The 22,759-nt window shown below is 63.7% G+C and carries 23 protein-coding genes and 1 pseudogene; 5 read left to right on the forward strand and 19 right to left on the reverse strand.

Going from position 1 to position 22,759, the window contains the following annotated elements; genetic code table 11:
• Nucleotides 1–159: 159 nt before the first annotated feature.
• The 7 genes and pseudogenes from ACVMB0_RS29640 to ACVMB0_RS29670 all read right to left on the reverse strand — a co-directional run bounded on the left by ACVMB0_RS29640 (nt 160) and on the right by ACVMB0_RS29670 (nt 9,426).
• Nucleotides 160–958, reverse strand: a pseudogene (locus ACVMB0_RS29640) (NUDIX hydrolase).
• A 2-nt stretch (nt 959–960) separates the two neighbouring features.
• The gene (locus tag ACVMB0_RS29645) at nt 961–1,917 is read right to left on the reverse strand and encodes a dihydrodipicolinate synthase family protein (protein ID WP_456754244.1); all 957 of its coding nucleotides are present in this window, start codon (nt 1,915–1,917) and stop codon (nt 961–963) included.
• 126 nt (nt 1,918–2,043) lie between these two features.
• Nucleotides 2,044–2,922: an SDR family oxidoreductase gene (locus ACVMB0_RS29650; RefSeq protein ID WP_461348508.1), complete on the reverse strand. Its 879-nt coding sequence runs from the start codon at nt 2,920–2,922 to the stop codon at nt 2,044–2,046.
• Between the two features lie 191 nt (nt 2,923–3,113).
• The gene (locus ACVMB0_RS29655; RefSeq protein ID WP_461348509.1) at nt 3,114–3,974 is read right to left on the reverse strand and encodes a MaoC family dehydratase; all 861 of its coding nucleotides are present in this window, start codon (nt 3,972–3,974) and stop codon (nt 3,114–3,116) included.
• Between the two features lie 206 nt (nt 3,975–4,180).
• Nucleotides 4,181–4,570, reverse strand: coding sequence for a Zn-ribbon domain-containing OB-fold protein (locus ACVMB0_RS29660; RefSeq protein WP_456754241.1), 390 nt, complete (start codon nt 4,568–4,570; stop codon nt 4,181–4,183).
• Nucleotides 4,570–5,727, reverse strand: a complete 1,158-nt coding sequence (locus tag ACVMB0_RS29665) for a thiolase domain-containing protein (RefSeq protein WP_166297284.1) — start codon at nt 5,725–5,727, stop codon at nt 4,570–4,572. Before ACVMB0_RS29665 ends, ACVMB0_RS29660 begins: the two co-directional genes overlap by 1 nt.
• A gap of 204 nt (nt 5,728–5,931) precedes the next feature.
• A complete protein-coding gene (locus tag ACVMB0_RS29670) occupies nt 5,932–9,426 on the reverse strand; it encodes an indolepyruvate ferredoxin oxidoreductase family protein (RefSeq protein ID WP_461348510.1) in 3,495 nt (1,164 codons plus the stop codon).
• A 244-nt stretch (nt 9,427–9,670) separates the two neighbouring features.
• On the opposite strand from ACVMB0_RS29670, the gene ACVMB0_RS29675 reads away from it, so the two are divergent.
• Nucleotides 9,671–10,897, forward strand: coding sequence for a c-type cytochrome (locus ACVMB0_RS29675; protein WP_461348511.1), 1,227 nt, complete (start codon nt 9,671–9,673; stop codon nt 10,895–10,897).
• Between the two features lie 23 nt (nt 10,898–10,920).
• On the opposite strand, the gene ACVMB0_RS29680 is transcribed toward ACVMB0_RS29675, so the two are convergent.
• Nucleotides 10,921–11,562, reverse strand: a complete 642-nt coding sequence (locus ACVMB0_RS29680; RefSeq protein WP_461349729.1) for a trimeric intracellular cation channel family protein — start codon at nt 11,560–11,562, stop codon at nt 10,921–10,923.
• A gap of 141 nt (nt 11,563–11,703) precedes the next feature.
• On the opposite strand from ACVMB0_RS29680, the gene ACVMB0_RS29685 reads away from it, so the two are divergent.
• Nucleotides 11,704–12,144: a hypothetical protein gene (locus tag ACVMB0_RS29685; protein WP_461348512.1), complete on the forward strand. Its 441-nt coding sequence runs from the start codon at nt 11,704–11,706 to the stop codon at nt 12,142–12,144.
• Between the two features lie 66 nt (nt 12,145–12,210).
• On the opposite strand, the gene ACVMB0_RS29690 is transcribed toward ACVMB0_RS29685, so the two are convergent.
• The 3 genes from ACVMB0_RS29690 to ACVMB0_RS29700 are packed head-to-tail and all read right to left on the reverse strand — an operon-like array spanning nt 12,211 to nt 13,777.
• Complete coding sequence (locus tag ACVMB0_RS29690; RefSeq protein ID WP_461348513.1) at nt 12,211–13,029, reverse strand: isocitrate lyase/PEP mutase family protein; 819 nt, start codon at nt 13,027–13,029, stop codon at nt 12,211–12,213.
• 56 nt (nt 13,030–13,085) lie between these two features.
• The gene (locus ACVMB0_RS29695) at nt 13,086–13,436 is read right to left on the reverse strand and encodes an antibiotic biosynthesis monooxygenase family protein (protein WP_456754234.1); all 351 of its coding nucleotides are present in this window, start codon (nt 13,434–13,436) and stop codon (nt 13,086–13,088) included.
• Between the two features lie 32 nt (nt 13,437–13,468).
• The gene (locus ACVMB0_RS29700; RefSeq protein WP_461348514.1) at nt 13,469–13,777 is read right to left on the reverse strand and encodes an NIPSNAP family protein; all 309 of its coding nucleotides are present in this window, start codon (nt 13,775–13,777) and stop codon (nt 13,469–13,471) included.
• 200 nt (nt 13,778–13,977) lie between these two features.
• On the opposite strand from ACVMB0_RS29700, the gene ACVMB0_RS29705 reads away from it, so the two are divergent.
• Together ACVMB0_RS29705 and ACVMB0_RS29710 are read left to right on the forward strand one after the other, a co-directional pair.
• Nucleotides 13,978–14,673 carry an ArsR/SmtB family transcription factor gene (locus tag ACVMB0_RS29705; protein ID WP_461348515.1) on the forward strand — a complete coding sequence of 232 codons (696 nt, stop codon included), beginning with the start codon at nt 13,978–13,980 and terminating at the stop codon, nt 14,671–14,673.
• Between the two features lie 328 nt (nt 14,674–15,001).
• Nucleotides 15,002–15,271 carry a GCG_CRPN prefix-to-repeats domain-containing protein gene (locus tag ACVMB0_RS29710; protein ID WP_456754232.1) on the forward strand — a complete coding sequence of 90 codons (270 nt, stop codon included), beginning with the start codon at nt 15,002–15,004 and terminating at the stop codon, nt 15,269–15,271.
• A 99-nt stretch (nt 15,272–15,370) separates the two neighbouring features.
• Here the strand turns inward: ACVMB0_RS29710 and ACVMB0_RS29715 are convergent, their stop codons facing one another.
• The 6 genes from ACVMB0_RS29715 to ACVMB0_RS29740 form a co-directional block, all read right to left on the reverse strand.
• Nucleotides 15,371–15,616, reverse strand: a complete 246-nt coding sequence (locus ACVMB0_RS29715) for a GCG_CRPN prefix-to-repeats domain-containing protein (RefSeq protein WP_461348516.1) — start codon at nt 15,614–15,616, stop codon at nt 15,371–15,373.
• Nucleotides 15,617–15,683: 67 nt separating this feature from the next.
• On the reverse strand, nt 15,684–15,983 hold the full coding sequence (locus ACVMB0_RS29720) for a twin-arginine translocation (Tat) (RefSeq protein WP_456754230.1): 300 nt from the start codon (nt 15,981–15,983) through the stop codon (nt 15,684–15,686).
• Between the two features lie 1,177 nt (nt 15,984–17,160).
• The gene (locus ACVMB0_RS29725; protein ID WP_461348517.1) at nt 17,161–17,697 is read right to left on the reverse strand and encodes a GNAT family N-acetyltransferase; all 537 of its coding nucleotides are present in this window, start codon (nt 17,695–17,697) and stop codon (nt 17,161–17,163) included.
• Nucleotides 17,698–17,723: 26 nt separating this feature from the next.
• Nucleotides 17,724–18,071 (reverse strand): hypothetical protein, encoded by a 348-nt coding sequence (locus tag ACVMB0_RS29730; protein WP_461348518.1) that lies wholly within the window; start codon nt 18,069–18,071, stop codon nt 17,724–17,726.
• Between the two features lie 106 nt (nt 18,072–18,177).
• Complete coding sequence (locus tag ACVMB0_RS29735) at nt 18,178–18,774, reverse strand: Swt1 family HEPN domain-containing protein (protein ID WP_461348519.1); 597 nt, start codon at nt 18,772–18,774, stop codon at nt 18,178–18,180.
• Nucleotides 18,764–19,510: a DUF5343 domain-containing protein gene (locus ACVMB0_RS29740; protein ID WP_461348520.1), complete on the reverse strand. Its 747-nt coding sequence runs from the start codon at nt 19,508–19,510 to the stop codon at nt 18,764–18,766. Before ACVMB0_RS29740 ends, ACVMB0_RS29735 begins: the two co-directional genes overlap by 11 nt.
• On the opposite strand from ACVMB0_RS29740, the gene ACVMB0_RS29745 reads away from it, so the two are divergent.
• The gene (locus ACVMB0_RS29745; protein WP_461348521.1) at nt 19,399–20,397 is read left to right on the forward strand and encodes an IS30 family transposase; all 999 of its coding nucleotides are present in this window, start codon (nt 19,399–19,401) and stop codon (nt 20,395–20,397) included. The genes ACVMB0_RS29740 and ACVMB0_RS29745 overlap by 112 nt on opposite strands.
• A 293-nt stretch (nt 20,398–20,690) precedes the next feature.
• On the opposite strand, the gene ACVMB0_RS29750 is transcribed toward ACVMB0_RS29745, so the two are convergent.
• Both ACVMB0_RS29750 and ACVMB0_RS29755 read right to left on the reverse strand, forming a co-directional pair.
• A complete protein-coding gene (locus ACVMB0_RS29750; RefSeq protein WP_461348522.1) occupies nt 20,691–20,978 on the reverse strand; it encodes a cytoplasmic protein in 288 nt (95 codons plus the stop codon).
• Nucleotides 20,979–21,087: 109 nt separating this feature from the next.
• The gene (locus ACVMB0_RS29755) at nt 21,088–22,620 is read right to left on the reverse strand and encodes an acyl-CoA carboxylase subunit beta (RefSeq protein ID WP_461348523.1); all 1,533 of its coding nucleotides are present in this window, start codon (nt 22,618–22,620) and stop codon (nt 21,088–21,090) included.
• Nucleotides 22,621–22,759 lie beyond the last annotated feature (139 nt).

Genomic DNA, 22,759 nt, shown 5'->3' on the forward strand with positions numbered 1-22,759 from the left:
AGAGAGTGATCCGTCCCCTGAGGTGCGAGCGGAGCGAGCCTCGAAGGGTCGACGGCCACCAGCCGGGCCGTCGATCCTTCGAGGCGCGCAAGAGCGCGCACCTCCAGCGACAAAGGCGAAGCCTTTGCGCGGGGATGACGGGTCTGTCCGAGGACGGACCTACCCCATCGCGCCGACGTCGAACACCTCGCCGTCATAGCCCGCTTCCCTGGGGATGCGGAGCTGGCGGCCGGTGGCGGTCTTGGTCATCACCGGCATCACGGCGACGATCGACTTGCCCGCGCTGTCGGCGAGCGCGGCGCCAACGTTCGGCTGCTTGCCGAGCTTGATCAAATTGCGTGTGGTCGGGAACGGCAGCTTGAAGCGGCCGGTCTCGCCGCCTTCCAGCGCCTCGCGAGGCGACACCCAGATTGAGTCGGTGGATTCCTTGCCGTCATGGGCGCCGAGCTGCTCGGGCGGCGCGGGCCGCGAGGAAGAACCAGGTGTCGAAACGCTTCGGCATGCCCTCCGGCGTGATCCAGTGCGCATAGGGTACGAGCTCGTCGAGCGCGAGCACCATGCCGTTGTCTGTGAGCACCTTGAGGAAGCTGATCTTGCCTTCGTTCAGCGCGGTCCGATGCGCGGTCGCGATCTCGCTGGCACGCCCCGCGTCGACCAGATCCGTCGAGCCTTTCGGCCGCGCCAGCAGGATGCCGCTCTCCTCGAAGGTTTCGCGGATCGCAGCGATCCGGAACCCGAGCGCGTCGCCGTCGAGCCCTGCGCCGCCCGAATAGAGCGTGGGATCGGCGGCGATCTCCTTGTCGTTCTTGTCGACGCTGCCGCCCGGAAACACCAGCGCGCCCGAGTTGAACTCGATCTGGTGATGGCGAACCATCATGAAGACCTCGATCTCGCGGCGGCTGCCGTCACGCAGCAGCAGCACGGTCGAGGCAAGGCGCGGGGCAACGATCTCGGTCATTATTATCCTGCTGCACTGGATTGCGGTTGCAGATTGGCGCGGCGGTCGACCCGCGCCACGCGAGACAGCAGATAATCGACCTCTGCCCTCGCCTGCGGCGTGATCACGGCACCCGGCTTGCGCTGGGCGCTGGAGGAGATGATGCCGCGCTTCTGCAGCACGTATTTGCGCACGGTGAGGCCGACGCCGGGCTGCTGCTCGTAGCGGATCAGCGGCAGATGCGCGTCGAACAGATCATGCGCCGCATCGCGTTTTCCGGCCTTCGACAGATTGACGACGTCGATCAGCAGCTCGGGGAAGGCATAGCCCGTCATCGCCCCGTCAGCGCCGCGCTCCATCTCGAAATCAAGGAACAGGCCGCCATTGCCGACCAGGATCGACAGCGGCCGCAGCGAGCCGTCCTTCTGGAAATTGCGCAAGGTCGAGATCTTCTCCAGACCCGGCCAGTCCTCGTGCTTGAGCATCACGCAGGACGGCGAATCCATCACGATCTTGCGGATCACGGCGGGCGTGAACACCACGGTGAGCGTCAGCGGATAGTCCTGCAGCACCCAGGGAATGTCGTCGCCGATCGCTTCCTGCGCCTGCTTGAAGTATCCGATGATCTGGTCGTCGGTGCGCAGATGCGGCGGCGGCGCGATCATGACGCCGGCGGCGCCGGCATCCATCGACTTCCTGGCCAGCGAGCGCATCGTGGCAAAGCCCGGCGCCGAGACGCCGACGATCACCTGCAGCTTCTTGGCGCGCTTAACGAAGCGCAGCGCGACCTGCTCCGCCTCGGCGGCATCGAGTTTTGGCGCCTCGCCCAGGATGCCCAGCACCGTGACACCGTCGCAGCCGACCTCGGTATAGAAATCGGTCAGCCGGTCGATCGATGCCTCGTCGATGCGGCCGTCATCGAAGAACGGGGTCGGCGCGATGGCGAAGGTGCCGGCGGCCTGGGCGGTGAGTTTGGTCATGGCTATCCTCTTGTCCGTCATTCCGGGGCGATGCGTCAGCATCGAGCCCGGAATCTCGAGGTTCTCGGTGCGCAATTGCGCACCTGAGGGTTCGCGCTATGCGCGCCCCGGAACGACGTTTAGCACCTAAAACCGCCGCGCGCCCATCTTGATCTGCTCCTCGGAGAAGAAGATCTCCTTGGCGTGGGTGACGATGTCCTCGGCCTTCCAGCCGGTAAATGGCGGCTTCCAGCCCTCCATTTCCATCATCCGCATCTCGCGGACGCCGCGCGGGCCGGAGACGCCGAGCACCTTGCCGGTCTGGTCGCCGGAGAGATCGCTGACCATGTAGAGCACGGCCGGCGCGATGCCGTCCGGACCGAGCGCCGCACCCGGATTCTCCCTGTAGCGCGGCAGATCGGCAGTCATGCGGGTCAGCGCGCCCGGCGCCAGGGTCCAGATCCGGATGTTGTACTTGCGGCCCTCGATCGCCAATACGTTGGAGAGGCCCCAGATGCCGCCCTTGGCGGCGCCGTAATTGGTCTGGCCGAAATTGCCGATCAGCCCTGAGGTCGACGACGTGTTGACGATGACGCCGCCGCCATTGTCGCGCATCCATTTGAATACCGGCTGGGTGCAGCAGAAGGTGCCCTTGAGATGCACCTTCAGCACCTTGTCCCAGTTGGTTTCCTTGGCCTTGTGGAAGGTCTCGTCGAGCAGGATGCCGGCGTTGTTGACCAGGATGTCGGCGCGGCCGAAATGCTTGATGGCATCGTCGAACACCGACTGGCCGCCGGCGAGCGTCGAGATGTCGGCGCCGTTGGCGACCGCGCGGCCGCCCTCGGCCTTGATCGCATCGACCACCTTGTCGGCCATCGACTGGTCGGAGCCTGAGCCGTCGCGCGGTCCGCCGAGATCGTTGACCACGACAGCCGCGCCCTCGCGCGCGAACAGCTTTGCGTAGGCTTCACCCAGTCCGCCGCCCGCGCCCGTGATCAGCGCCACCTTGCCGTCCAGTAATCCCATGGTTGTTTCTCCGTGTTGTTTTTTCTTCTTCACCTCGCCCCGCTTGCGGGGAGAAGTCGGATCGCATCGCCAGATGCGATCCGGGTGAGGGGGTACAGGTCTCACTGCGGTCCCAGCTCGCAGTGAGAGCCCCTCACCCCACCCTCTCCCCGCAAGCGCGGGGCGAGGGAGTCGACGGCCGGCGCGTGTTGCTACGCCAGTACCGTCTTGCCGCTCTTGATCACAGTGACGCCGCGCGATTTCACCTTGGCCTCGAACGACACCACATTGCCGTCCTTCCACAGCTCCATGGTCACGGTCTCGCCGGGAAACACCGGCGAGGAGAACCGTGCCGCGTGCTGCTTGAAGGCTGAGGGATCGTAGTCGGCATAGGTCTGCAGCACGCCGCGGCAGGTGATGCCGTAGGTGCACATGCCGTGCAGGATCGGCCGCGGGAAGCCGGCCTTCTTGGCAAACTCCGGATCGGAGTGCAGCGGGTTGCGGTCGCCGCACAAGCGGTAGACCAGCGCCTGGTCCGGCCGCGTCGTGATGTCGACCACCTGGTCGGGCGCGCGCTCCGGCACCTTGTGCGGCTCGGGCTGGCCGTCCGACGGGCCGCCGAAACCGCCGTCGCCGCGGGCGAAGCGCGACGCGACGAGGGTCGCGAGCTTGTCGCCCTTCTCGTCCCTGAGCACGGTCTGGTGGCGGATCACCACGCCCTTGTCCTTGCCCTTGTCGAACACGTCGAGCACGGTCGAGTCCGCCGTGATGTGGGCCGCGGTCGCGAACGGCTTGTGGAAGGTGATGTCGCGCTCGCCGTCGACCACCATCACGCGATTGAGGTTCATCTCGCCGGGACCGGCGCCCCAGGCCGCGACCGACGCAAACGTCGGCACTACCTTGAGCGGGCGCGGCGTCAGCACGCCCTCATTGACGAAGGCGAGTTCCTTCTCGTCCATCGGATCGGCCCCTAGGCCGATGCCATAGGCATAGAGCATCACGTCGCGGTCGGTGTAGCTGTATTTCTGGCCGAGATTTTTCAGGGCCATCAGCTGTTCGTACACGATCGGCATTGGTGTTTCTCCCCGAACCTTCTCTACGACGCGGTGCCCATTGCTGCGCCCTCTCCCCTTGTAGGAGAGGGCTACACCGACGCTTTCACAAACTCGCTTCGGTGAGGGGTTCGCGCCGCAGATAGGCTCTTTTCGCGGAGAGACACCTCTCACCCGCCTTCGCTTCCAGCGAAGGCACCCTCTCCCACAAGGGGAGAGGGTAATAATCAGGCCGGCGTGAAGAACGGCAGCGGGGCGCCGTCGGTCGGCTTCCACACCACCTTGACCTTCTGGCCGATCTTCACCGTCTCCAGGTCGCAATCGACGATATTGGTTTGCAGCGACGGACCTTCCTTCAGCGTCACATAGGCGATCGCATAGGGACCGGTCGGAGATTTGCGCATCAGGCTGTAGGTATAGACCGTGGCCTCGCCGCTCGACTCCTCCCACACCGTCTTGTCGGAGAAGCAGAACGGGCAGATCGCGCGCGGGAAGTAATGCGCCTCGCCGCAGGTGTTGCAGCGCTTGATCATGAACTTGCCGGCCTTCGCCGCTTCCCAGAACGGCGCGCTCTCCGGATTGGTCACCGGGGCATTGTACTTCTTGGCTTCAGACATCACGCACGCTCCAGAATGCAGGTTGAGGCGGCGTGGCGAACGCCGAGCAGACCGCCGGTGCCATGGGCGATCGCGAGGTCGCAGTTCTTCACCTGCACCTTCGGATGCGCCTCGCCGCGCAACTGGCGCACAGCTTCGAGGATCTTCGTCATGCCGCCGCGATTGACCGGATGGTTGCTGCACAGGCCGCCGCCGTCGGTGTTGAACGGCAGCTTGCCGACGCCCGAGATCAGATTGCCGTCGGCGACGAACTTGCCGCCCTCGCCCTTCTTGCAGAAGCCGAGATCCTCGAGTTGCATCAGCACCGTGATGGTGAAGCTGTCGTAGATCGAGGCGTACTTGATGTCCTTCGGCGTCACGCCCGCCTCTTCGAAGGCGCGCGGACCGGACCACACGCCGGCGGAGTATGTCAGGTCGAGATCCTTGCCGCCGCGCGGGCCCTTCGCCGCCTCGCCGTGGCCGATCAGGCGCACCAGCGGCTTCTTCAGGCTCTTGGCGATCTCCGGCGTGGTGACGATCATCGCGCCGCCGCCGTCGGTGACGACGCAGCAGTCCATCCGGTGCAGCGGATCGGAGATCATCGGCGAGTTCAAGACGTCCTCGACGGTGACGACTTCCTTCAGCATCGCATGCGGATTGTATTGCGCATGATGCGAGGCCGCGACCTTGATCCAGGCGAGCTGCTCGGAGGTGGTGCCGTAGTCGTGCATATGGCGCATGGCACACATGCCATAGGCATTGTGCGTGGTAGCCCCGTAGGCGGATTCGAAATCGGCCTCGGCGCCGGACGCGCGCGGCGGCATCGGGCCGGTGCGCGGCTTGCCCGCCAGCGTGACCAGCGCGACCGAGCACTTGCCGGCGGCGATCGCCTCGGCGGCGTGGCCGAGATGGATCAGATAGGAACAGCCACCGGTCTCGGTGGAGTCGATGTGGCGCAGCTTCTTGGTGTTGAGGCCGAGATAGTCGACCATCGGCCACAGCCCGCCCGGCGCGTCGCCGGCGCAGAAATAGCCGTCGATGTCGTCCTTGGTGAGCCCGGCATCCTCGATCGCGCCCTTGGCGACCTCGGCGTGAAGCTGTGCTGTTGATTTATCCGGCGCATGCCGGGTGGGATGTTCGTAGATCCCGGCAATGTAGGCCTTGCCCTTGATGGTCAAATCGCTCTCCGCTGGCGTTCCTCGCTCCAGCGTTTTTCTGAACCGGCGACGCGACCTTGGCAAGCGCGGAAATATTCCGTCAGGCGAGACTGCGTCCGCAACCTCGGAAATCGGAGGGCGGGTTAGCCGAAGGCGTAACCCGCCATCGCATCAGCGCGTGGCGACGAATGGTGGGTTACGCTTCGCTACGCAGCTTCGCCGTACCTACTCCGCCGCCAGCTGCCGTGGCGCGGGCGGCGGGTTGGCGAGGTCGGCAGCGAGTTGCGCGTAGCGAACCTTTGCTTCCTTGACCGCCTTCTCCTTCACCGGGCCGTAGCCGCGGATGCGATCGGGCAACGACAGCAGTTCGACCGCGATGTCGTGATTGAGGGGCGACAGCAGGTTCAGCACCGTCGCGACATCCTTCTCGTAGCCCGCGATCAGGTCGCGCTCGAGCTTGCGGTCGGCGCTGTAGCCGAAGATGTCGAGCGGCGTGCCGCGCAGGAAGCGCAATCGCGCCAGCATCCGAAAGGCCGACATCATCCACGAACCGAAGGCCCGCTTCTTCGGGCGGCCCTGCGCGTCGAGCCCGCCGCCGAGGATCGGCGGCGCCAGATTGAAATTGAACGTGAACTCGCCCTCGAACTGGTCGCGCAGCTGCTTCTCGAAGCGGCCATCGGTGAACAGCCGCGCCACCTCATACTCGTCCTTGTAGGCCAGCAGTTTTGCGTAGTTGATCGCGACCGCGCGCGGCAGCGCCTCGCCATAGCCGCCCTTGGCGGCGGCGTCGCGAACCTGGTCGACCAGCTTGCGATAGCGCTTGGCCAAGCGTCCGTTCTGATAGTCGGTCAGAAGCGCCATGCGATGGGTGACGATCTCGTCGAGCGACATCGCATCCAGCGACTTGACCGGAGCTGCGTCGTCATCCTGCCCCTTCATCATCGCGGCGAGCCGCGCCGGATCGGCGGCCGCGAGGCGCCCGAGCTGGAACGCCTGCGTGTTCATCTTGATCGAGACGCCGTTGACCTCGATCGCCTGCTGGATCGATTCCGCCGACAGCGGCAGCAACCCGCGCTGATAGGCATAGCCCATCATCATAATGTTGGTGGCAATGCTGTCACCGAGCAGCGCTTCGGCCGGCTTGGTGAAATCGAAGAACGCGGAGTCCTTGCGCAGCTCGGTCTCCAGCACGTTGTTGACCTTGCGGCTCTGGAAGTTGAAGTCGCGGTTGAGGATGAAATCCGCGGTCGGGATGATGTGGCTGTTGATGATGCCGACGGTGCGGCTCGGATCGCACAGCGTGATGGTGTCCTTCGACACCGCCACGACCTCGTCGGCCGCGAGCACCAGATCGGCCGTGCCGGTCACGATGCGCGAGCAGGTCACGTCCGCCGTATGCTCCGAGAGCCGGACGTGGCTCAGCACCGCGCCGCCCTTCTGCGCCAGGCCGGACATGTCGAGGATCATCGAGGCCTTGCCCTCGATATGCGCAGCCATGCCGAGCAGCGCGCCGATCGTCAGCACGCCGGTGCCGCCGACGCCGCCGACCGCGATGTTGTAGGGCCGGTCGAGCGCGGGCTTCGAGGCCGGCTCCGGCAAGGCGCCGATATCGCCGAGCTCGGTGGGCGCGCGTCGCTTGAGCGTGCCGCCATCGACCGTGACGAAGGACGGGCAAAAGCCCTTCACGCAGGAATAGTCCTTGTTGCAGGTCGACTGGTTGATGGTGCGCTTGCGCCCCAGTTCCGTCTCCAGCGGCTCGACCGAGATGCAGTTCGACTGCACCGAGCAGTCGCCACAGCCTTCGCAGACCGCAGGATTGATCAATACACGGCGCGCCGGATCCTCCATCTGGCCGCGCTTGCGGCGACGGCGCTTCTCTGCGGCACAGGTCTGCACGAACACGATCGCCGAGGTGCCCTTGGTGTCGCGGCACATCTTCTGGACGTTCTCGAGCTCGTCGCGATGGAACAGCTTGACGCCGGGCGCGATGGTGCCGGCCGGATAGGCACTTGGGTTTTCCGAGACCAGGTAGATCTCCCGAATGCCTTCAGCATGCAGCTGGAAAGTGATCTGCTGCGGCGACAGATCGCCGTCATGACGCTGGCCGCCGGTCATGGCGACCGCATCGTTGTAGAGGATCTTGTAGGTGATGTTGGCCTTGGAGGCGATCGACTGGCGGATCGCCAGAATGCCGGAGTGGAAGTACGTGCCGTCGCCGAGATTGGCGAAGATGTGGTTCTCGTTGGTGAACGGCGCGATGCCGACCCATGGCACGCCCTCGCCGCCCATATGGGTGAAGGTTTCGGTCGAGCGGTTCATCCACAGCGCCATGAAGTGGCAGCCGATGCCGCCGAGCGCGCGGCTGCCTTCCGGCACCTTGGTCGAGGTGTTGTGCGGGCAGCCCGAGCAGAAATACGGCGTGCGGCTGACCGGCGCCGTCGCCTGCATCTGGCTCGACTGGCGGCCGTTGAACCAGTCCGCCTTGGCGCGCAGCATCTCGGCGATTTCAGGATTGAGATTCAATCGAAGCAGCCGTTCGGTGAGCGAGCTCGCAAGCGAAGCGACGCTGAGCTCGGCGGCGAAGGTCAGGAAGCGCTTGTCGTGATCGTCCATCTTGCCGACGATGCGCGGGCGGACATCGTCGCGCCAGTTGAACAGCTCCTGCTTGACCTGGTTCTCAACGATCTCGCGGCGTTCCTCGACGATGAAGATCTCCTCGAGGCCGACGGCGAAGTTGCGCACGCCTTCCGGCTCCAGCGGCCAGGGCATGCCGATCTTGTAGAGGCGCAGCCCGATCTTGGCGGCGATCTCAGGCGTGATGCCGAGCTCGCGCAGCGCTTGACGGATGTCCTCGTAGCTCTTGCCGGACGCCATGATGCCGTAGCGCGCGTTCGGCGAATCCATCGTGATGCGGTTGACCTTGTTGGCGCGGGCAAAGGCGATCGCGGCAAAGCCCTTGTAGTCCTGCAACCGGCGGTCCTGCTCGAAACGGTCATCGGGCCAGCGGATGTTGAGCCCGCCCGGCGGCAGCTCGAAATCGGCCGGGATGATGAACGGCGTCATCTCGTCGGTGAGGTCGATTTCGGCTGTGGTCTCGACCGTCTCAGTGATCACCTTCATGCCGACCCAGCAGCCCGAGTAGCGCGACATCGCGATACCCAAGAGGCCCATCTCGATCATTTCATGGATGCTGGAGGGGTAGAGGTAGGGCATCAGCGCGGAGATAAAGGCGTGGTCGGACTGATGCGGGACGGTGGAGGATTTCGCGCCGTGGTCGTCGCCGGCGAGGCAGAGCACGCCGCCATGCTTGGCCGAGCCCGCCGCATTGCCATGGCGGAAGACGTCGCCGCAGCGGTCGACGCCGGGGCCCTTGCCGTACCAGATGCCGACCGCGCCATCATATTTGGCGCCGGCCGACAGCCCGAGCTGCTGCGAGCCCCAGATCGCGGTGGCCGCGAGATCCTCGTTCACGCCGGGCTGGAATTTGATGTTGTACTGCTCGAGATGCTTGCGGGCGGCGAACAGCTGCTGGTCGTAGCCGCCAAGGGGGGAACCGCGATAGCCGGAGATGAAGCCCGCGGTGTTGAGGCCTGCAGCGCGGTCGCGTCTGATCTGCGCCATGGGCAGGCGGACCAGCGCCTGGATGCCGGTCATGAAGACGTGGCCGGTGCCTTGGGTGTACTTCTGGTCGAGGCTGATAGGCCCTTGGTTGATTCCCATTTAGCCCTCTTTGCGCTGGTCGCGACGGCTGCTTTTTAGCTAGTCATCCGAGCTTGTTAGAACCAGTCTATGTCGGATTTTCCGGCCCGCGCAGCACAATTCTGGGCGACCGAGCCCGTCGCCCAAAAATCGCAATTTCGTGCCGGGAATATCGGAGGGCCGTTTCGATTTCTGTCGCAGGACAGGCCCGCGGCGAAATGGCGTGACGCGTCTTGTGGACCGGAAAGGTGCGGAAGGTGAATGGATGCGGCGACGACATCGAACGACGGGTGCGATTCTGGCCGGCCTGCTGTTGTGCAGTGCGTTCGCGGCGCGCGAATGTGCCGCAGCATCGACCGACGACGTCATTGCCCGCGGCAAGGCGCTCATCATCGCCGGCGACTGCGCGAGCTGCCACACCGCCGACCCGGCCAAGCCGTTCGCCGGCGGCAAGCGGATCGACACGCCGTTCGGCGCGGTATTCTCGCCGAACCTCACCCCTGACCGCGATACCGGCATCGGCGGCTGGAGCGACGACGACTTTGTCCGTGCACTGCGGATGGGTGTCGCACCGAACGGAAAGCATTATTATCCCGCCTTCCCCTACCCGTACTTCACGAAGCTGATCCGCGACGACATCCTGGCGATCCGCGCCTACCTCGCGACGTTGGCGCCGGTCAGCAACAGGGCGCCGCCGCCGCAGTTGCGCTGGCCGCTGTGCTACCGCGTGCTGATGCGGGCGTGGAATGCGCTGTTCTTCACGCCAGGCATCATCCAGCCCGATCAGAGCAAGGGCGCGCAATGGAATCGCGGCCGCTATTTGGTCGAAGCCCTCGGCCATTGCGGCGCCTGCCATACGCCGAAGAATGCCTTCGGCGCCGACAAGCGCGGCCGGGCGCTCAGTGGCAGCATGGTCCAGGGCATGTTCGCGTCCCGGCTCGACGGCGCCGCGCGCAGCGGGCTGAAGTCATGGAGCGCCGACGACGTCGCCGAATATCTGCAGAGCGGCCGCAATGGGCACAGCCACGCCGGCCCCTTGATGTCCGAGGTGGTGCTCAATTCGACCTCGAAGATGAGCGACGCCGATGTGCGCGCGACCGCCGCCTATCTGAAGGGCCTGCCGGCCGGCGCGCCGGAGCCGGAGGTCACGGCGCCCTCGCCGGCGCAGATGAGCGACGGCGAGCGCATCTATCGCGGCGCCTGCGTGGCCTGCCATGAGCTCGACGGCTCGGGTAGCCCGCGGATCTATCCGCCGCTGCCCGGCAATGCCAATCTGCAATCGGCCAATCCGGCGAGCACGCTGCGCATCATCCTCGACGGTGCACAGACCGTGACCACGCCACGCGCGCCCAATTCAGGCTCGATGCCGGCCTATCCGAAGCTCACCGACCAGGAGATCGCCGACGTTGCGACCTACATCCGCAACTCCTGGGGCAACGCCGCGCCTGCCGTGACGGCGGACGAGGTCGCCAAGGCGCGGACAGCGAAATGAAGGCACGGGCGGCGAAATAATGTTCAGCGCTCCTCGCTTCTGAACACGAATTTCGGCATCTCCCATTTGTAGCGGATCGCAAGCATCCGGAAGGTCAGTCCGATCGCGAAGGTCAGCAGGGTCCAGGCCGGAGGGTTGAGGTTCAGTCCGAACGCGGTCGCATAGAACAGTCCCGTCACCACGGAGACGCTGGCGTAGAGCTCGCTGCGGAACAGCAGCGGCACCTCGTTGCAGAGGATGTCGCGCAGCACGCCGCCGGCGCAGCCGGTGATCATGCCCGAGACGATCACGATCGGCAGCGAGGCATCGACCTGCCAGGCCACGTCGCAGCCGGCCATGGTGAACACCACGAGCCCGATCGCATCGAGCACCAGGAAGGCGAGATTGAGCCTGACCACCAGCCGCGCCAGCAGGATGGTGGCGAAGGCGCCGGCGGCTGCGATCGCCAGGTAGACCGGCTGCGCGACCCAGAGCAGCGGATAATGCCCGAGCAGCACGTCGCGGATGGTGCCGCCGCCGAGCGCGGTGATCGCCCCGAGCATGCAGACGCCGGCCCAATCCATGCTGCGCCTGCCGGCCGCCAGCGCCGCCGTCATCGACTGCGCCGCCACCGCGATGAAGGAGAGCACGTGCAGCACCGAATCGGTGGGCGGCATGGTCCACATCGAAAACGCCTCATCCAGCAGGTCGGAACCGGGAATCGCGGGTTCCATCGTGAACAGGTTGCAACATTGACGCGGAACATCCTCGCGCGCCAGCCATTGTCCCCTGCGTTGAGCTTGAGGTGCTAACGGAGGAACTTTGCAATGGCTTACAACCCTGACGATCCGTATCGCGCCAACCTGACCGATGACGAAGTCCGCCGTCAGGCGCGCTTCAACAGCTTGAACAATGAGCTGCAACCGGATCCGGAACTCCAGGAGGGACCGGCCAGCACCACCAAGATCGCAATGTTCGCAGTTGCGGTGGCCGTGGTGCTCGGTGCGCTGTTCTACGGCTTGAACAATACGTCGGTGCACGAGGCCGGCACCACGCCATCGACGCAGACCGCGCAGCAGGCACAACCGGCCAACCCGGCCGCGCCGCCTCCCGGCATGCGCGACGTGACGCCGAAGCCGAACAGCCAGCCCGGCATGACGACCGGCGCGGCGCCGGCCCAGCCGGCGTCCCCTTCGCAGAACAAGCCGACCGGACAAGAGATCGACCGCTCGGCGGCACCGACCGATTCGACGGGCGACAAGAAGTAACTCGCTCGCTTAGCGTGAGTGGAGAGGCGGCGGGCCCAGATGGCCCGCTGCTTTTTTACTCGCGGTCTACTTGAACATCCTGTTGAGCTCGCCGCCGGGATAGCCATTGGCGAATTCGGTGAAGGTGCCCTTCTCAGCCATCTCCTTCGCCGCCTTCATGACGCCGGTCCAGGCCATCCGCGCCAGCGCGCCGCCGACGCTGATCCGGCGCACGCCGAGATCGGCAACCGTTTGCAGCGTCAGATCGGACCCACCCCCGACCAGGAGATTGACGGGTTTCGGCGCCACCGCCTTCACGACAGCGACGATATCGTCCCTGGTCGAGATGCCCGGCGCATACAAAACGTCGGCACCGGCTTCGGAATAGGCCTGCAGCCGCTCGATCACCAGGTTGAGATCCTTCTTGCCCCACAGGAATGCCTCGCAGCGGCCGGTGAGCAGCACGCCGCTGTGATCGGCATCGATCGCCTTGCACGCCGCCCGGATGCGCTCGACCGCCAGTTTGTGCTCGAACAGCGGGTTGGCGGCATCTCCGGTGGAGTCCTCGATCGAGAGCCCGGCGACGCCGGTCTTGACGCCACGCGCGACATTGACGGCGACCTTCTCCGGTTCGACGGCGAAGCCGCCCTCGAAATCCGCATTGACGGGAATATCGACCGCCGCGCACACCGCGGTCAGATGATTGCAGACGTCATCGACGGTCACGCGGTTGTCGGCCTTGGCGATGGTCCAGGCGAAGCCCGCGCTGGTCGAGGCCAGCGCCTTGAAGCCGAGATGTTGCAAGGCACGGGCGCTGCCAACATCGAACGGGTTCGGGATGATGAAGCACCCGCTCTCATGCAGCTTCTTGAAGGCGGCTCGTTTGTCAGCAGTTGGCAGTGGCATGGGTCGCTCCCTGATGTCGTTGGCCGCGCACAGATAGGCACGCATGCGTCCAGACGCTAGTGCGGCTCATGCGCCGCGCGACTGTCTTTCGGCGCCTGCTCGCGCTCGTTCAGTCCGTAATCCCTGATCACGCTCGCAACGCGCAGGCGATAGTTGTCAAAAATCCGCGCGCGGCCCCTGGCCTGGGTGCGGCGATGCTCGACGGTGTTGCGCCAGGCTTCCACCGCGGCCTCGTCGCGGAAGAACGACAGCGACACGAACTTGCCCGGCTCGGTGATGCTCTCGAACCGCTCGACCGAGATGAAGCCGTCGATCTCCTGCAGGATCGGCTTCAGCTCGGCGGCGAGGTCGAAATAGTGTTGCCGCTCGTCCGGCTTCGGCCAGACTTCGAAGATCACGGCGATCATGGGCGGCTCCGCTCGTTGTTGTTATGGCGCCATTATAGCTCGACCTTGCGCAGAAATGTCCGCTCTTCGGCGAGGATGAAGCGGTTTTCTTCCGCGAAGTTGAAATTCGCCACGCCTTCCTTGTCCTGGCGCAGCCGCGCGCGATAGGCCTCATAGGCGGCGAGGCTCTCGAACGAGATCAGCGCGAAGCCGATATTGTTGGTGCCCTCATGCGGCATCCAGTAGCCGATGAGATCGCCGCCGCAGCGCGGGATGATCGACAGCCAGTTCCGCGAATACTCCTCGAACATCGCGCGTTTGAACGGATCGAGCTGGTAGCGGATGAAGACGGTGATGGTCACTTGATTGTCCTCCATTTGATCGTCATTGCGAGCGCAGCGAAGCAATCGATCGCTCCACATATGCGGGACGATGGATTGCTTCGGCGCTTCAGCGCTTCGGCGCAAAATTGCTTTGCAATTTTGTCGCGAGCGCCTCGCAATGACGGCACGGTGAAGACTACCCGCTTGCCCGCCATCGATGCTTCGGCTATCATCGAACTATGAAAGCAGGACCCGACATCTCCCGGATCGCCGCTCTGGTCGGTGATCCCGCACGCTGCAACATGCTGACTGCGCTGATGACCGGCCGCGCGCTGACCGCGAGCGAGCTGGCGCAGGAGGCCGGCATCACGCCGCAGACCGCGAGTTCGCATCTCGCCAAGCTCGATGCCGGCGGGCTGATCGAGCCCGAGAAGCAAGGCCGCCACCGCTACTATCGCCTCTCCGATCCCGACGTCGCCGACGTGCTCGAAGGGTTGCAGGGCATCGCCGCTCGCGCCGGCCATATGCGCGTGCGCACCGGGCCGAAGGATCCGGCGCTGCGCCGCGCCCGCATCTGCTACGACCATCTCGCCGGCGATCTCGGCGTGCAGATGCTCGACAGCATGAAGCGGCAGAAGCTGGTGCGCCAGAGCAAGCAGGCGATCGAGCTGACCGGCGAAGGCAAGCGCTTCATGGCGGAGGAGCTGCAGATCGACGCCGATGCGCTAACGCATCCGCGCCGTCCGGTGTGCAAGGCCTGTCTCGACTGGAGCGAGCGACGGCACCATCTCGCCGGCACGCTGGGTGCTGCGATGATGGACCGCTTCACCGCATTGAAATGGGCCGTGCGCGATGCGACGCCCGGCAGCCGCGTGGTGAATTTCTCGCGCAACGGCGAGAAGCGGTTCGCGGCGCTGTTCGGCGCCGGCGAATAAGGTCGCGCGCTGACGCGGGCATCGGCGCGCTCGTTCGCGATCCCGCAGTCTCACTTGTTTCGTTCTCACTTGTTTCGTTCTCCGATATTTTTGTGTCCGCGTCGCGATGCGCTCCGTCGTGCCCGCGCCTGCGAAATATTTCGAAACGATGCCGCGCATGGTTGCGGCGCACTGACGCAGGTGTGAGCTGCAACATTCATGTCGCATTCAGCCCGCAACACTAACGTCGGCGACATCGGGCACGGCTTCTGCAATGATCCGGCCGGGCGAATCGGTAATCTAAAGTTTGTTGCGGTGCCGCAGCGCGGCCCAAATAAAAGGAGAAGACATGAAGTATCTTTTTACAGCAGCAGTCTTGGTGACGACCGCTTTCGCCGGCATCAGTGCCGCTGATGCTGCCGGTGGCTGCGGCCCGGGCTGGCATCGCGGGCCCTATGGCGGCTGCGTCAGGAATCGCGGTCCCGTCGTCGTTGCGCCCGGCCCGGTCGTGGTTGAGCGCCCAGTCGTCGTCGCACCCGGCCCGGTCGTGGTGGCGCCGCGCGTGCGCGCCTGCCCCTATGGCTTCGCCTGGCGCTACGGCCGTTGCCGCCCGATCTGATCGCGGCACATTGCGAGCAAACAAAACCCCGCCTCGCGCGGGGTTTTTCTTTTTGTGATGACCGCGGCAGGCACGCTAACGCCTGCCGCGGTCAAAGGCTCACCAATTGGGAAAGCAGCGGCGGCCGAATGGGCCCGAGTGCCAGCCCGGCGGGCAATTGTACATCGGACGGCAGCCGCCATAGGGCCCGCGATGCCAACCCGGGCCGCAGCCGCCGGCAACGCGGATGGTGTTGTCCGATGCGGCCTGGGCCGGATCGAGCGGCGCGATCGGCATGGCCTGTGATGCAGACATCGCCGCCAGACCAAGGCCAAGCGCAAGCACCGACGCAGCAAGAATTTTCATGAGCAATCCTCTTCGTTGCAACCACTGCACTTGAAACTACGTCTCGCGCGGATATCAGCCGGTTCAATCACCAGCGGCGCCAATGATGATGCCGCCGCCAGTGGCGGCGGCGCCAGCCCCAATGCCGGTGGTGCCAATGCCGGTGATGCCAGCGGCGGTGGCCGTGATGCCAGCGCACCTGCTCGGGCTTCAGCCGATCGACCTCGTCGCCGGTGGTGACGGCGGGATGCGCATCGTTGCCCGCGGGCGATCGTGCATCCTGATCGAGGGGAAGCGGCGCGAGCGGCGCCGCCTGCGCCGTCGCTGCGAACGTCGCGGCGCCGGCGACGACACCGAAGGCGATCTTCAGAAAATCCCTGCGTTCCATGAGAGTTTCCCTTTGTTGCTGGAATGGACCGACCAAGTCAGTGAGTTTTTTCGCCACGACCTGAACGCTTGCTGAACCGCGCAGTCACGTTTGACGGAACTCGTTGGGTTGCCGACGTCGTGACGTCACACAACCATCCGCCCGACCCGCCCGCATCTCGTCACCAACGCCGGCACGTCGTCGCTGACGTTCCCGATCCTGCAAGGCGTCGGCGAACACGACTACGTGCCGCGGGCTTCGAGCTAGCCACGCGCACCGCTGCCAATACCGTCATCCCCGCGCAAAGGCCTTCGCCTTTGTCGCTGGAGGAGCGCGAAGCGGCGTCTCGAAGGATGCACGGCCACCAGCCGGGCCGTCGATCCTTCGAGACGCCGCTTCGCGGCTCCTCAGGATGACGGGGAAGCGTCTCTCTCTCCACGTCATTGCGAGGAGCGAAGCGACGAAGCAATCCATCCCTCCGCATGCGCTGAATGATGGATTGCTTCGCTCCGCTCGCAATGACGGGGTCAGATTCCGATTCACATTTCAAACAGCGATGAGGATAAGCGTCCGCATTCTCGCGGCGCGTTTCGCCCGAGCTTTGCGTTTGGTTCGCCGCTCTGCGAGCAGAGGGCGCAGGGAAAGCCGGGTGCCGATCGCACCCATGGGCCCCGTGCAAATGGTAGAAAGCACGGGGGTAGGACCACAGGTGTAACCGGGAACAACCCGGCTTTCCCTGCGCGATGGCTTACGGCTTATACGTGCTCACCCCGGCGAGACTTGGCTTTGTTGTCACCGTCTCCGCACGCGCAAATGCGCAATGGGAAAGACACCTGCCACTAGGGTGTCAGGCCTGCACGATTTCGCCGTCCGCCCGATCGCGCACTCGTCAGTTGCGCAATCGGCGTCCACCGCATCTCACCGCAACACTCCTGACGATGCGCAGCGCCCCTCGATCGGGTGAGACACGCATATTGAACATCTGAGTTGGGTGAAACGCGAAGCGCTATTTTGCCCGTCGGGTTAATATGTCGCAGGGCACGCGCTCTCCACCCATCATTGCGGGGCATACGAAGTATGAGCCCGGAATCCATTGCCCCACACGCTTTGCGGCCCAATGGATTCCGGGCTCTCGCCTACGGCGAGCCCCGGAATGACGGAGAGTGGCTCGTAGGATGGAGTTGCGCATCCGGGCAGATCAGCCACCCGGCCATCCCGCTGGCACGAGCCAGACCAGCCCCCGCCACGGCTCACCGCGCGCCGTCAGCATCGTGAAGTCGCGCGCGGGATCGCGGACAAGATCGAGCCGCGCCATGACCGCCTGTGAGCGCGCGTTGTCCGCGCTGGTATAGGACACGATCCCGCGCAGGCCGAGGTCATGAACGGCATGCAGCAGCGCGGCCCTCGCGCTCTCCGTCGCGTAGCCGTGTCCCCAGGCCGTGCGCGTGAAGCGCCAGCCGATCTCGAAATGCTTTCCGAGCGGATGATCTTCGGCCAATCGCGGCATCACACCCGCGTAGCCGAGGAACAGGCCATCGATGGTCTCGACGGCCCATCGAGAGACGCCGCGGTCACGCTGCGCAGCAAGATATCGCTCGAATTTCTCGTCGCTCTCTGCCAAGCCGATGGATCCGCCATAATCGGCCATGACCTCCGGATCGGCATGCATCGCCGCGAACGCGTCGCGATGGCGGTCGTCCCATTGATGAAGTCGAAGGCGTTGCGTTTCGATCATGCACGTGCCCTCGCCCGCTCAAGCCCTCACATCAGTTTCAACGGCGCATCATGCACCAGCCGAAGATCGATATTGCCGATCAGCCGCGCGCGGCGCGCCTCGGCGGTGCTGATCGCGGCCTCGGTCTGCCGCAAGGTGCTGACATTCGATCCGAGCGACACGATGCCGCCGAGCACCAGCGCGATCGATCCGAGCGCCGCGGTCTGCCCTGCCCCGAACAGGCCGATCAGCGCGATCGCCAGCAATGCGAACCCACCGGCGATTGCGACCTTCGAGCCGAGAATGATCCACCGCGATCGTTCGGCGCTTTCGGCCAGTTCCTCGATCTGCGCCTCGATGTCGGAAATCTCGTCGGTCGGATCGTCTTCAGTCATCGGACATCAGGCCGGAGAATAAGAAGGGAGCCGCAACTGTCGCATTCATTTTCGATCGAATCTAGCGCGCTTATCGCACACGTTCCGATCTCCACCGCTGTCGCCACTACTCCATCAACCTAAACCAATCGCGCACCGTCAGTTGAAGCCGAAGCACCTCATCTTCCGCTAGCGGCGCGCAATGAGCAATGGGGCCCCGGAGGGTATTCAAACTGGCCATCACCTTTTCTAGTGCCTTTCGGCTGCCGAACAGAGCACCAAAGACATCCCAGTTCGAAGTAATAATGATCGAGAGTTCACCAAAGGTAGTATAGTCTAACTCGTCCGGAGATCGGCGCGTCACGCCAGAATCTAACTCCTTTTGAATTCGACTCCGGACTTCCGACTTGATGTTCGGCGGGATGCGCTGTGAGTTCCACCACTCCTCACTATGTTCGGCACTCTCCAGAGTATCAGCAACCAATTCCCTGATAGTTTTTTCAAGACAATAGAACGTCTCATAGTGCCCGCTCATCGACGCGGCTTCTTCGCGGACCGCGGCGCTGAACTGAGGATAGTAAATTACTTCCACGCTTTCCTTAGTTTTGGGAATATGCCCAAAATCCGTCGAGAATTTCGCCCCGATCTGTTGAATCTCATCGGTGACGATTTGGTTGGTCATCCCAAATGCTTTGATGCGCTCGAGAACATCCTTATTGCTCATCCGACAACAAATGCTCCCTCAAGCTCTTGAAGATCGCATTGAAGACGGCTTGATCCGATGTCGCCGGCAAGTTGAGATTGATCGTGTAAGAGAGGTTTAGTCCAAGCTTGTTACTCGCACTCGATCCTTCTTGAGGAGCTGGAGGAACAAACGTCACGACTTCTTTCTTTTCTGGCGTGTCCTCGAATGAAACCGTGTTGAAATCGGCGAAGCTCTTGAGGGCCTTCAACGTTGAGAAGACCAGCTTAGCCACCTGATTGTCGTGATCTAAGCCTGTCACTTGAAGGATCAAATTCGAAAGTTCTTGATCAGGAAGCTCGTAGAAATATTCGTTAACTTGCGCCAGCGGCGCGTAGCCGATCTTGATCGCATCCGCCGCCGCCGTTCCGCCGATCGATGGATTGCGAAATCTTTTGTAGAGTTCGGTGGGAGCGCCGTCAGAAGCAACAAATCCAATCTTCTTCAGATATGGAACCAGCGCAGCACCGGTTCCGCCCTTGATCTGAAGCTTTGTCGTCATGAAGTCGCCGGTTACTCGATCAGGCGTCGCGGCCGTCCGAATGCGCTCTAGCGCGGTCCTGAGTTCACAAACGAAGTGCAACACTTCCTTGAGGAGGTGTTGCGATGGGGCGGAGTTACGAGCAGCTATCCCTGGACGAGCGATGCGAGATTGCCCGGCTTTCAGCCAATGGCAGCTCGGTGCGGCAAATCGCGGCAGCTCTGGATCGCTCGCCATCAACGATCTCTCGGGAGCTGAACCGCAATTCTGGCGCCCAGGTCGGCTACAAACCCAGCTATGCCCAGCAACAGATGCGAGCGCGGCGCTGGACGGGCGTACGCCTCGAACGGGAGCCCGGCCTGCGCCGCGCGGTCTTGGAGCGCCTTGGTCGGGGCTGGTCGCCCGAGCAGGTCGCGGGCCGGCTGGCCCGCGAACACGGCCGCAAGGTGATCTCCCACGAGACCATCTACCGCTTCATATACGCCCAGATCCGGCGCACCTCGGACTTCAGCTGGCGGCGTTATCTGCCACGCGGCAAGAGCAAACGCGGCTACCGCGGCAAGAAGGGCGGCAGTCCCGCAAGCTTCATAGAAGGCCGTGTTTCCTTGGACAAACGGCCTATCGAGGCCGCCGATCGCAATGCCCCCGGTCATTGGGAAGCCGACCTGATGATGTTCTCCAAATACGGTCAGGCGATCCTGACCGTGCACGAGCGCACCTCGCGCCTGCTGCTCGGCATCCGCATCGCCAGCAAGCTCGCGCGCGGTATCGCCCGTCATCTCGTCCGCTTGTTTGCTGCCTTGCCGGAAGGCCTGTGCCAGACCGTTACCTTCGACAATGGGACCGAGTTCGCCTGTCACCTGGAGCTGCACCGCCTCGCGATCGAGACCTTCTTCTGCGATCCGCACGCGCCCTGGCAGAAGGGCGGCATCGAGAATGCGATCGGTCGGATGCGCCGCTTCATTCCACGCAAAACCGATCTCGCGACCTTCCCGACGCGCCGCCTCCGCCAGTCGATCAACGCCTACAACAACACCCCGCGCAAATGCCTTGACTTCCAAACCCCTCTCGAGGCCTTCTCTCAAGTGTTGCACTTCGAGTGTGAATCCACCGGTCTTGATTGAACCTGGTGACGCCAAGTATGGGAGAGGATTAGTTGCCATAAGTTCCCCACAAACATCAAAGGTTGAAACGCTACAACTGTTTTCCTAACGTGCAAGGCGACCGCGTGATGCAAGAATATTTGCCCACAGATATCGCGACGGTGCATTACCTATTTGCCGCATGCGGGAGGATGCAACGGTGTCCGTCGCAATAACATTGCGAGGCTTGGGCGGGTTAGGCGAAGCCGTAACCCGCCGCGGATCGTGCGGAACGAAGTCGGCGGGTTACGCTTGCGCTAACCCACCCTACGACGCTAGTTATGTGTGGCGCTACCAAACCAGGCGACATGCATAGCTTCCAGAAAGTCTTCGGTCACCTGTACTCCGGACGCATCGCCAATAACGCTATCGATCCCGCATGCGGGGCACAGGGCCGTCGAATCCTCATCGATCCACTCGACGATTTTATCCGGAGCAAATATCTGCTTGCAGTAGAAGCAGCCGCAGCGTTGGCTGCGTTCGATGTCCGAGCGATGCCGGACGCACTTCTTATGCGCGACGCGTAGCGGGTGATCTTCAGGCAGATCAAAAACCGTGGGCATGTGGTACACGCTTCGTAGGGCCGGTTAGTTAGGCGCAACCGTAACCCGCCGCGTATCGCGCGGAGCGAAGACGGTGGGTTGCGCTTGTGCTAACCCACCTACGCTGCCGTTATAACGGCAGATTGTCGTGCTTCTTCGCCGGGATCTCGACCTTCTTGTCCTTCAGCATCGCGAGCGCCCGCGCGATCCGCTTCCTCGTCGAATGCGGCATGATGACGTCGTCGATGTAGCCGCGCTCGGCGGCGATGAAGGGGGAGAGGAAGCGGTCTTCGTATTCCTTGGTTCGCGCCGCGATCTTGTCGGGGTCGCCGATGTCACTGCGGAAGATGATCTCGACCGCGCCCTTGGCGCCCATCACGGCGATCTGGGCGGTCGGCCAGGCGTAGTTCATGTCGGCGCCGATCTCCTTCGACGCCATGACGTCGAAGGCACCGCCATAGGCCTTGCGGGTGATGATGGTGACGAGCGGCACCGTGCACTGCGAATAGGCGAACAGCAGCTTGGCGCCGTGCTTGATAAGGCCGCCATATTCCTGCGCGGTGCCCGGCAAGAAGCCCGGCACATCGACGAAGGTGACGATCGGGATGTTGAAGGCATCGCAGAACCGCACGAAGCGCGCGGCCTTGCGCGAGGCATCCGAGTCGAGCACGCCCGCCAGCACCATCGGCTGGTTGGCGACGAAGCCCACGGTGCGGCCGGCGATGCGGCCGAAGCCGGTGACGATGTTCTTGGCAAAGGTCTCCGAGATCTCGAAGAAGTCGCCCTCGTCGACGACCTTCAGGATCAATTCCTTCATGTCGTAGGGCTTGTTCGGATTGTCGGGGATCAGCGTGTCCAAGGACATGTCGAGGCGGCCGACATCGTCGAAGCTCGGCCATTCCGGCACGCCGTCGGTGTTGTTCGACGGCAGGAAGTCGATCAGCCGGCGCATCTGCAACAGCGCATCGACGTCGTTCTCGAAGGCACCGTCGGCGATTGAGGAGCGCGTCGCATGCACCGAGGCACCGCCGAGCTCCTCCGCGGTCACCACCTCATTGGTGACTGTCTTCACCACGTCGGGGCCGGTGACGAACATGTAAGAGGTGTTCTTCACCATGAAGATGAAGTCGGTCATCGCGGGCGAGTAGACATCGCCGCCGGCGCAGGGGCCCATGATGACGGAGATCTGCGGGATCACGCCCGAGGCGATGACGTTGCGGCGGAACACGTAGGAATAACCTGCCAAGGCAGCGACGCCCTCCTGGATGCGCGCGCCGCCGGCGTCGTAGAGGCCGATGATCGGCGCCCTCGCCTTCATCGCCATGTCCTGAAGCTTTGTGATCTTCAGCGCATGGGTTTCGGACAGCGAGCCGCCGAACACGGTAAAATCCTTGGCAAAGACAAACGTCTTGCGGCCATTGACCGTGCCCCAGCCGGTGACGACGCCGTCGCCGGGAATCTTGCTCTTCTCCATGCCGAACTCGATCGAGCGGTGCTCGACGAACATGTCGAATTCCTCGAACGAGCCCTTGTCCAGCAGCAGCTCGATCCGCTCGCGGGCGGTCAGCTTGCCGCGGGCGTGCTGCGCCTCGATGCGCTTTTCGCCGCCGCCCAATTTGGCGCCGGCGCGCCGCTCTTCGAGGGTATCGAGGATGTCTTTCATTTGTTTCCGCCCGTGTTAGCTACAGTCCGCATCCCGGCGCCAGCCGGGGGTCCGTTTGGTTCGGAAATGGCTTTAGCACGGCCATTTCGGAACCGGAAAGCCGCTTGTGGGTAAGGCAAGCCGCAAAAACGGTAGGATT

The sequence above is a fragment of the Bradyrhizobium sp. USDA 4451 genome, assembly GCF_054822585.1.

Coding starts and splice junctions, on each gene's coding strand:
- ACVMB0_RS29645 (WP_456754244.1), bottom strand. CDS start 1,917: ATGACCAAACTCACCGCCCAGGCCGCCGGCACCTTCGCCATCGCGCCG.
- ACVMB0_RS29650 (WP_461348508.1), bottom strand. CDS start 2,922: ATGGGATTACTGGACGGCAAGGTGGCGCTGATCACGGGCGCGGGCGGC.
- ACVMB0_RS29655 (WP_461348509.1), bottom strand. CDS start 3,974: ATGCCGATCGTGTACGAACAGCTGATGGCCCTGAAAAATCTCGGCCAG.
- ACVMB0_RS29660 (WP_456754241.1), bottom strand. CDS start 4,570: ATGTCTGAAGCCAAGAAGTACAATGCCCCGGTGACCAATCCGGAGAGC.
- ACVMB0_RS29670 (WP_461348510.1), bottom strand. CDS start 9,426: ATGGGAATCAACCAAGGGCCTATCAGCCTCGACCAGAAGTACACCCAA.
- ACVMB0_RS29675 (WP_461348511.1), top strand. CDS start 9,671: ATGCGGCGACGACATCGAACGACGGGTGCGATTCTGGCCGGCCTGCTG.
- ACVMB0_RS29680 (WP_461349729.1), bottom strand. CDS start 11,562: ATGTGGACCATGCCGCCCACCGATTCGGTGCTGCACGTGCTCTCCTTC.
- ACVMB0_RS29685 (WP_461348512.1), top strand. CDS start 11,704: ATGGCTTACAACCCTGACGATCCGTATCGCGCCAACCTGACCGATGAC.
- ACVMB0_RS29690 (WP_461348513.1), bottom strand. CDS start 13,029: ATGCCACTGCCAACTGCTGACAAACGAGCCGCCTTCAAGAAGCTGCAT.
- ACVMB0_RS29695 (WP_456754234.1), bottom strand. CDS start 13,436: ATGATCGCCGTGATCTTCGAAGTCTGGCCGAAGCCGGACGAGCGGCAA.
- ACVMB0_RS29705 (WP_461348515.1), top strand. CDS start 13,978: ATGAAAGCAGGACCCGACATCTCCCGGATCGCCGCTCTGGTCGGTGAT.
- ACVMB0_RS29710 (WP_456754232.1), top strand. CDS start 15,002: ATGAAGTATCTTTTTACAGCAGCAGTCTTGGTGACGACCGCTTTCGCC.
- ACVMB0_RS29715 (WP_461348516.1), bottom strand. CDS start 15,616: ATGAAAATTCTTGCTGCGTCGGTGCTTGCGCTTGGCCTTGGTCTGGCG.
- ACVMB0_RS29720 (WP_456754230.1), bottom strand. CDS start 15,983: ATGGAACGCAGGGATTTTCTGAAGATCGCCTTCGGTGTCGTCGCCGGC.
- ACVMB0_RS29725 (WP_461348517.1), bottom strand. CDS start 17,697: ATGATCGAAACGCAACGCCTTCGACTTCATCAATGGGACGACCGCCAT.
- ACVMB0_RS29730 (WP_461348518.1), bottom strand. CDS start 18,071: ATGACTGAAGACGATCCGACCGACGAGATTTCCGACATCGAGGCGCAG.
- ACVMB0_RS29735 (WP_461348519.1), bottom strand. CDS start 18,774: ATGAGCAATAAGGATGTTCTCGAGCGCATCAAAGCATTTGGGATGACC.
- ACVMB0_RS29745 (WP_461348521.1), top strand. CDS start 19,399: ATGGGGCGGAGTTACGAGCAGCTATCCCTGGACGAGCGATGCGAGATT.
- ACVMB0_RS29740 (WP_461348520.1), bottom strand. CDS start 19,510: ATGGCGAGCGATCCAGAGCTGCCGCGATTTGCCGCACCGAGCTGCCAT.
- ACVMB0_RS29750 (WP_461348522.1), bottom strand. CDS start 20,978: ATGCCCACGGTTTTTGATCTGCCTGAAGATCACCCGCTACGCGTCGCG.
- ACVMB0_RS29755 (WP_461348523.1), bottom strand. CDS start 22,620: ATGAAAGACATCCTCGATACCCTCGAAGAGCGGCGCGCCGGCGCCAAA.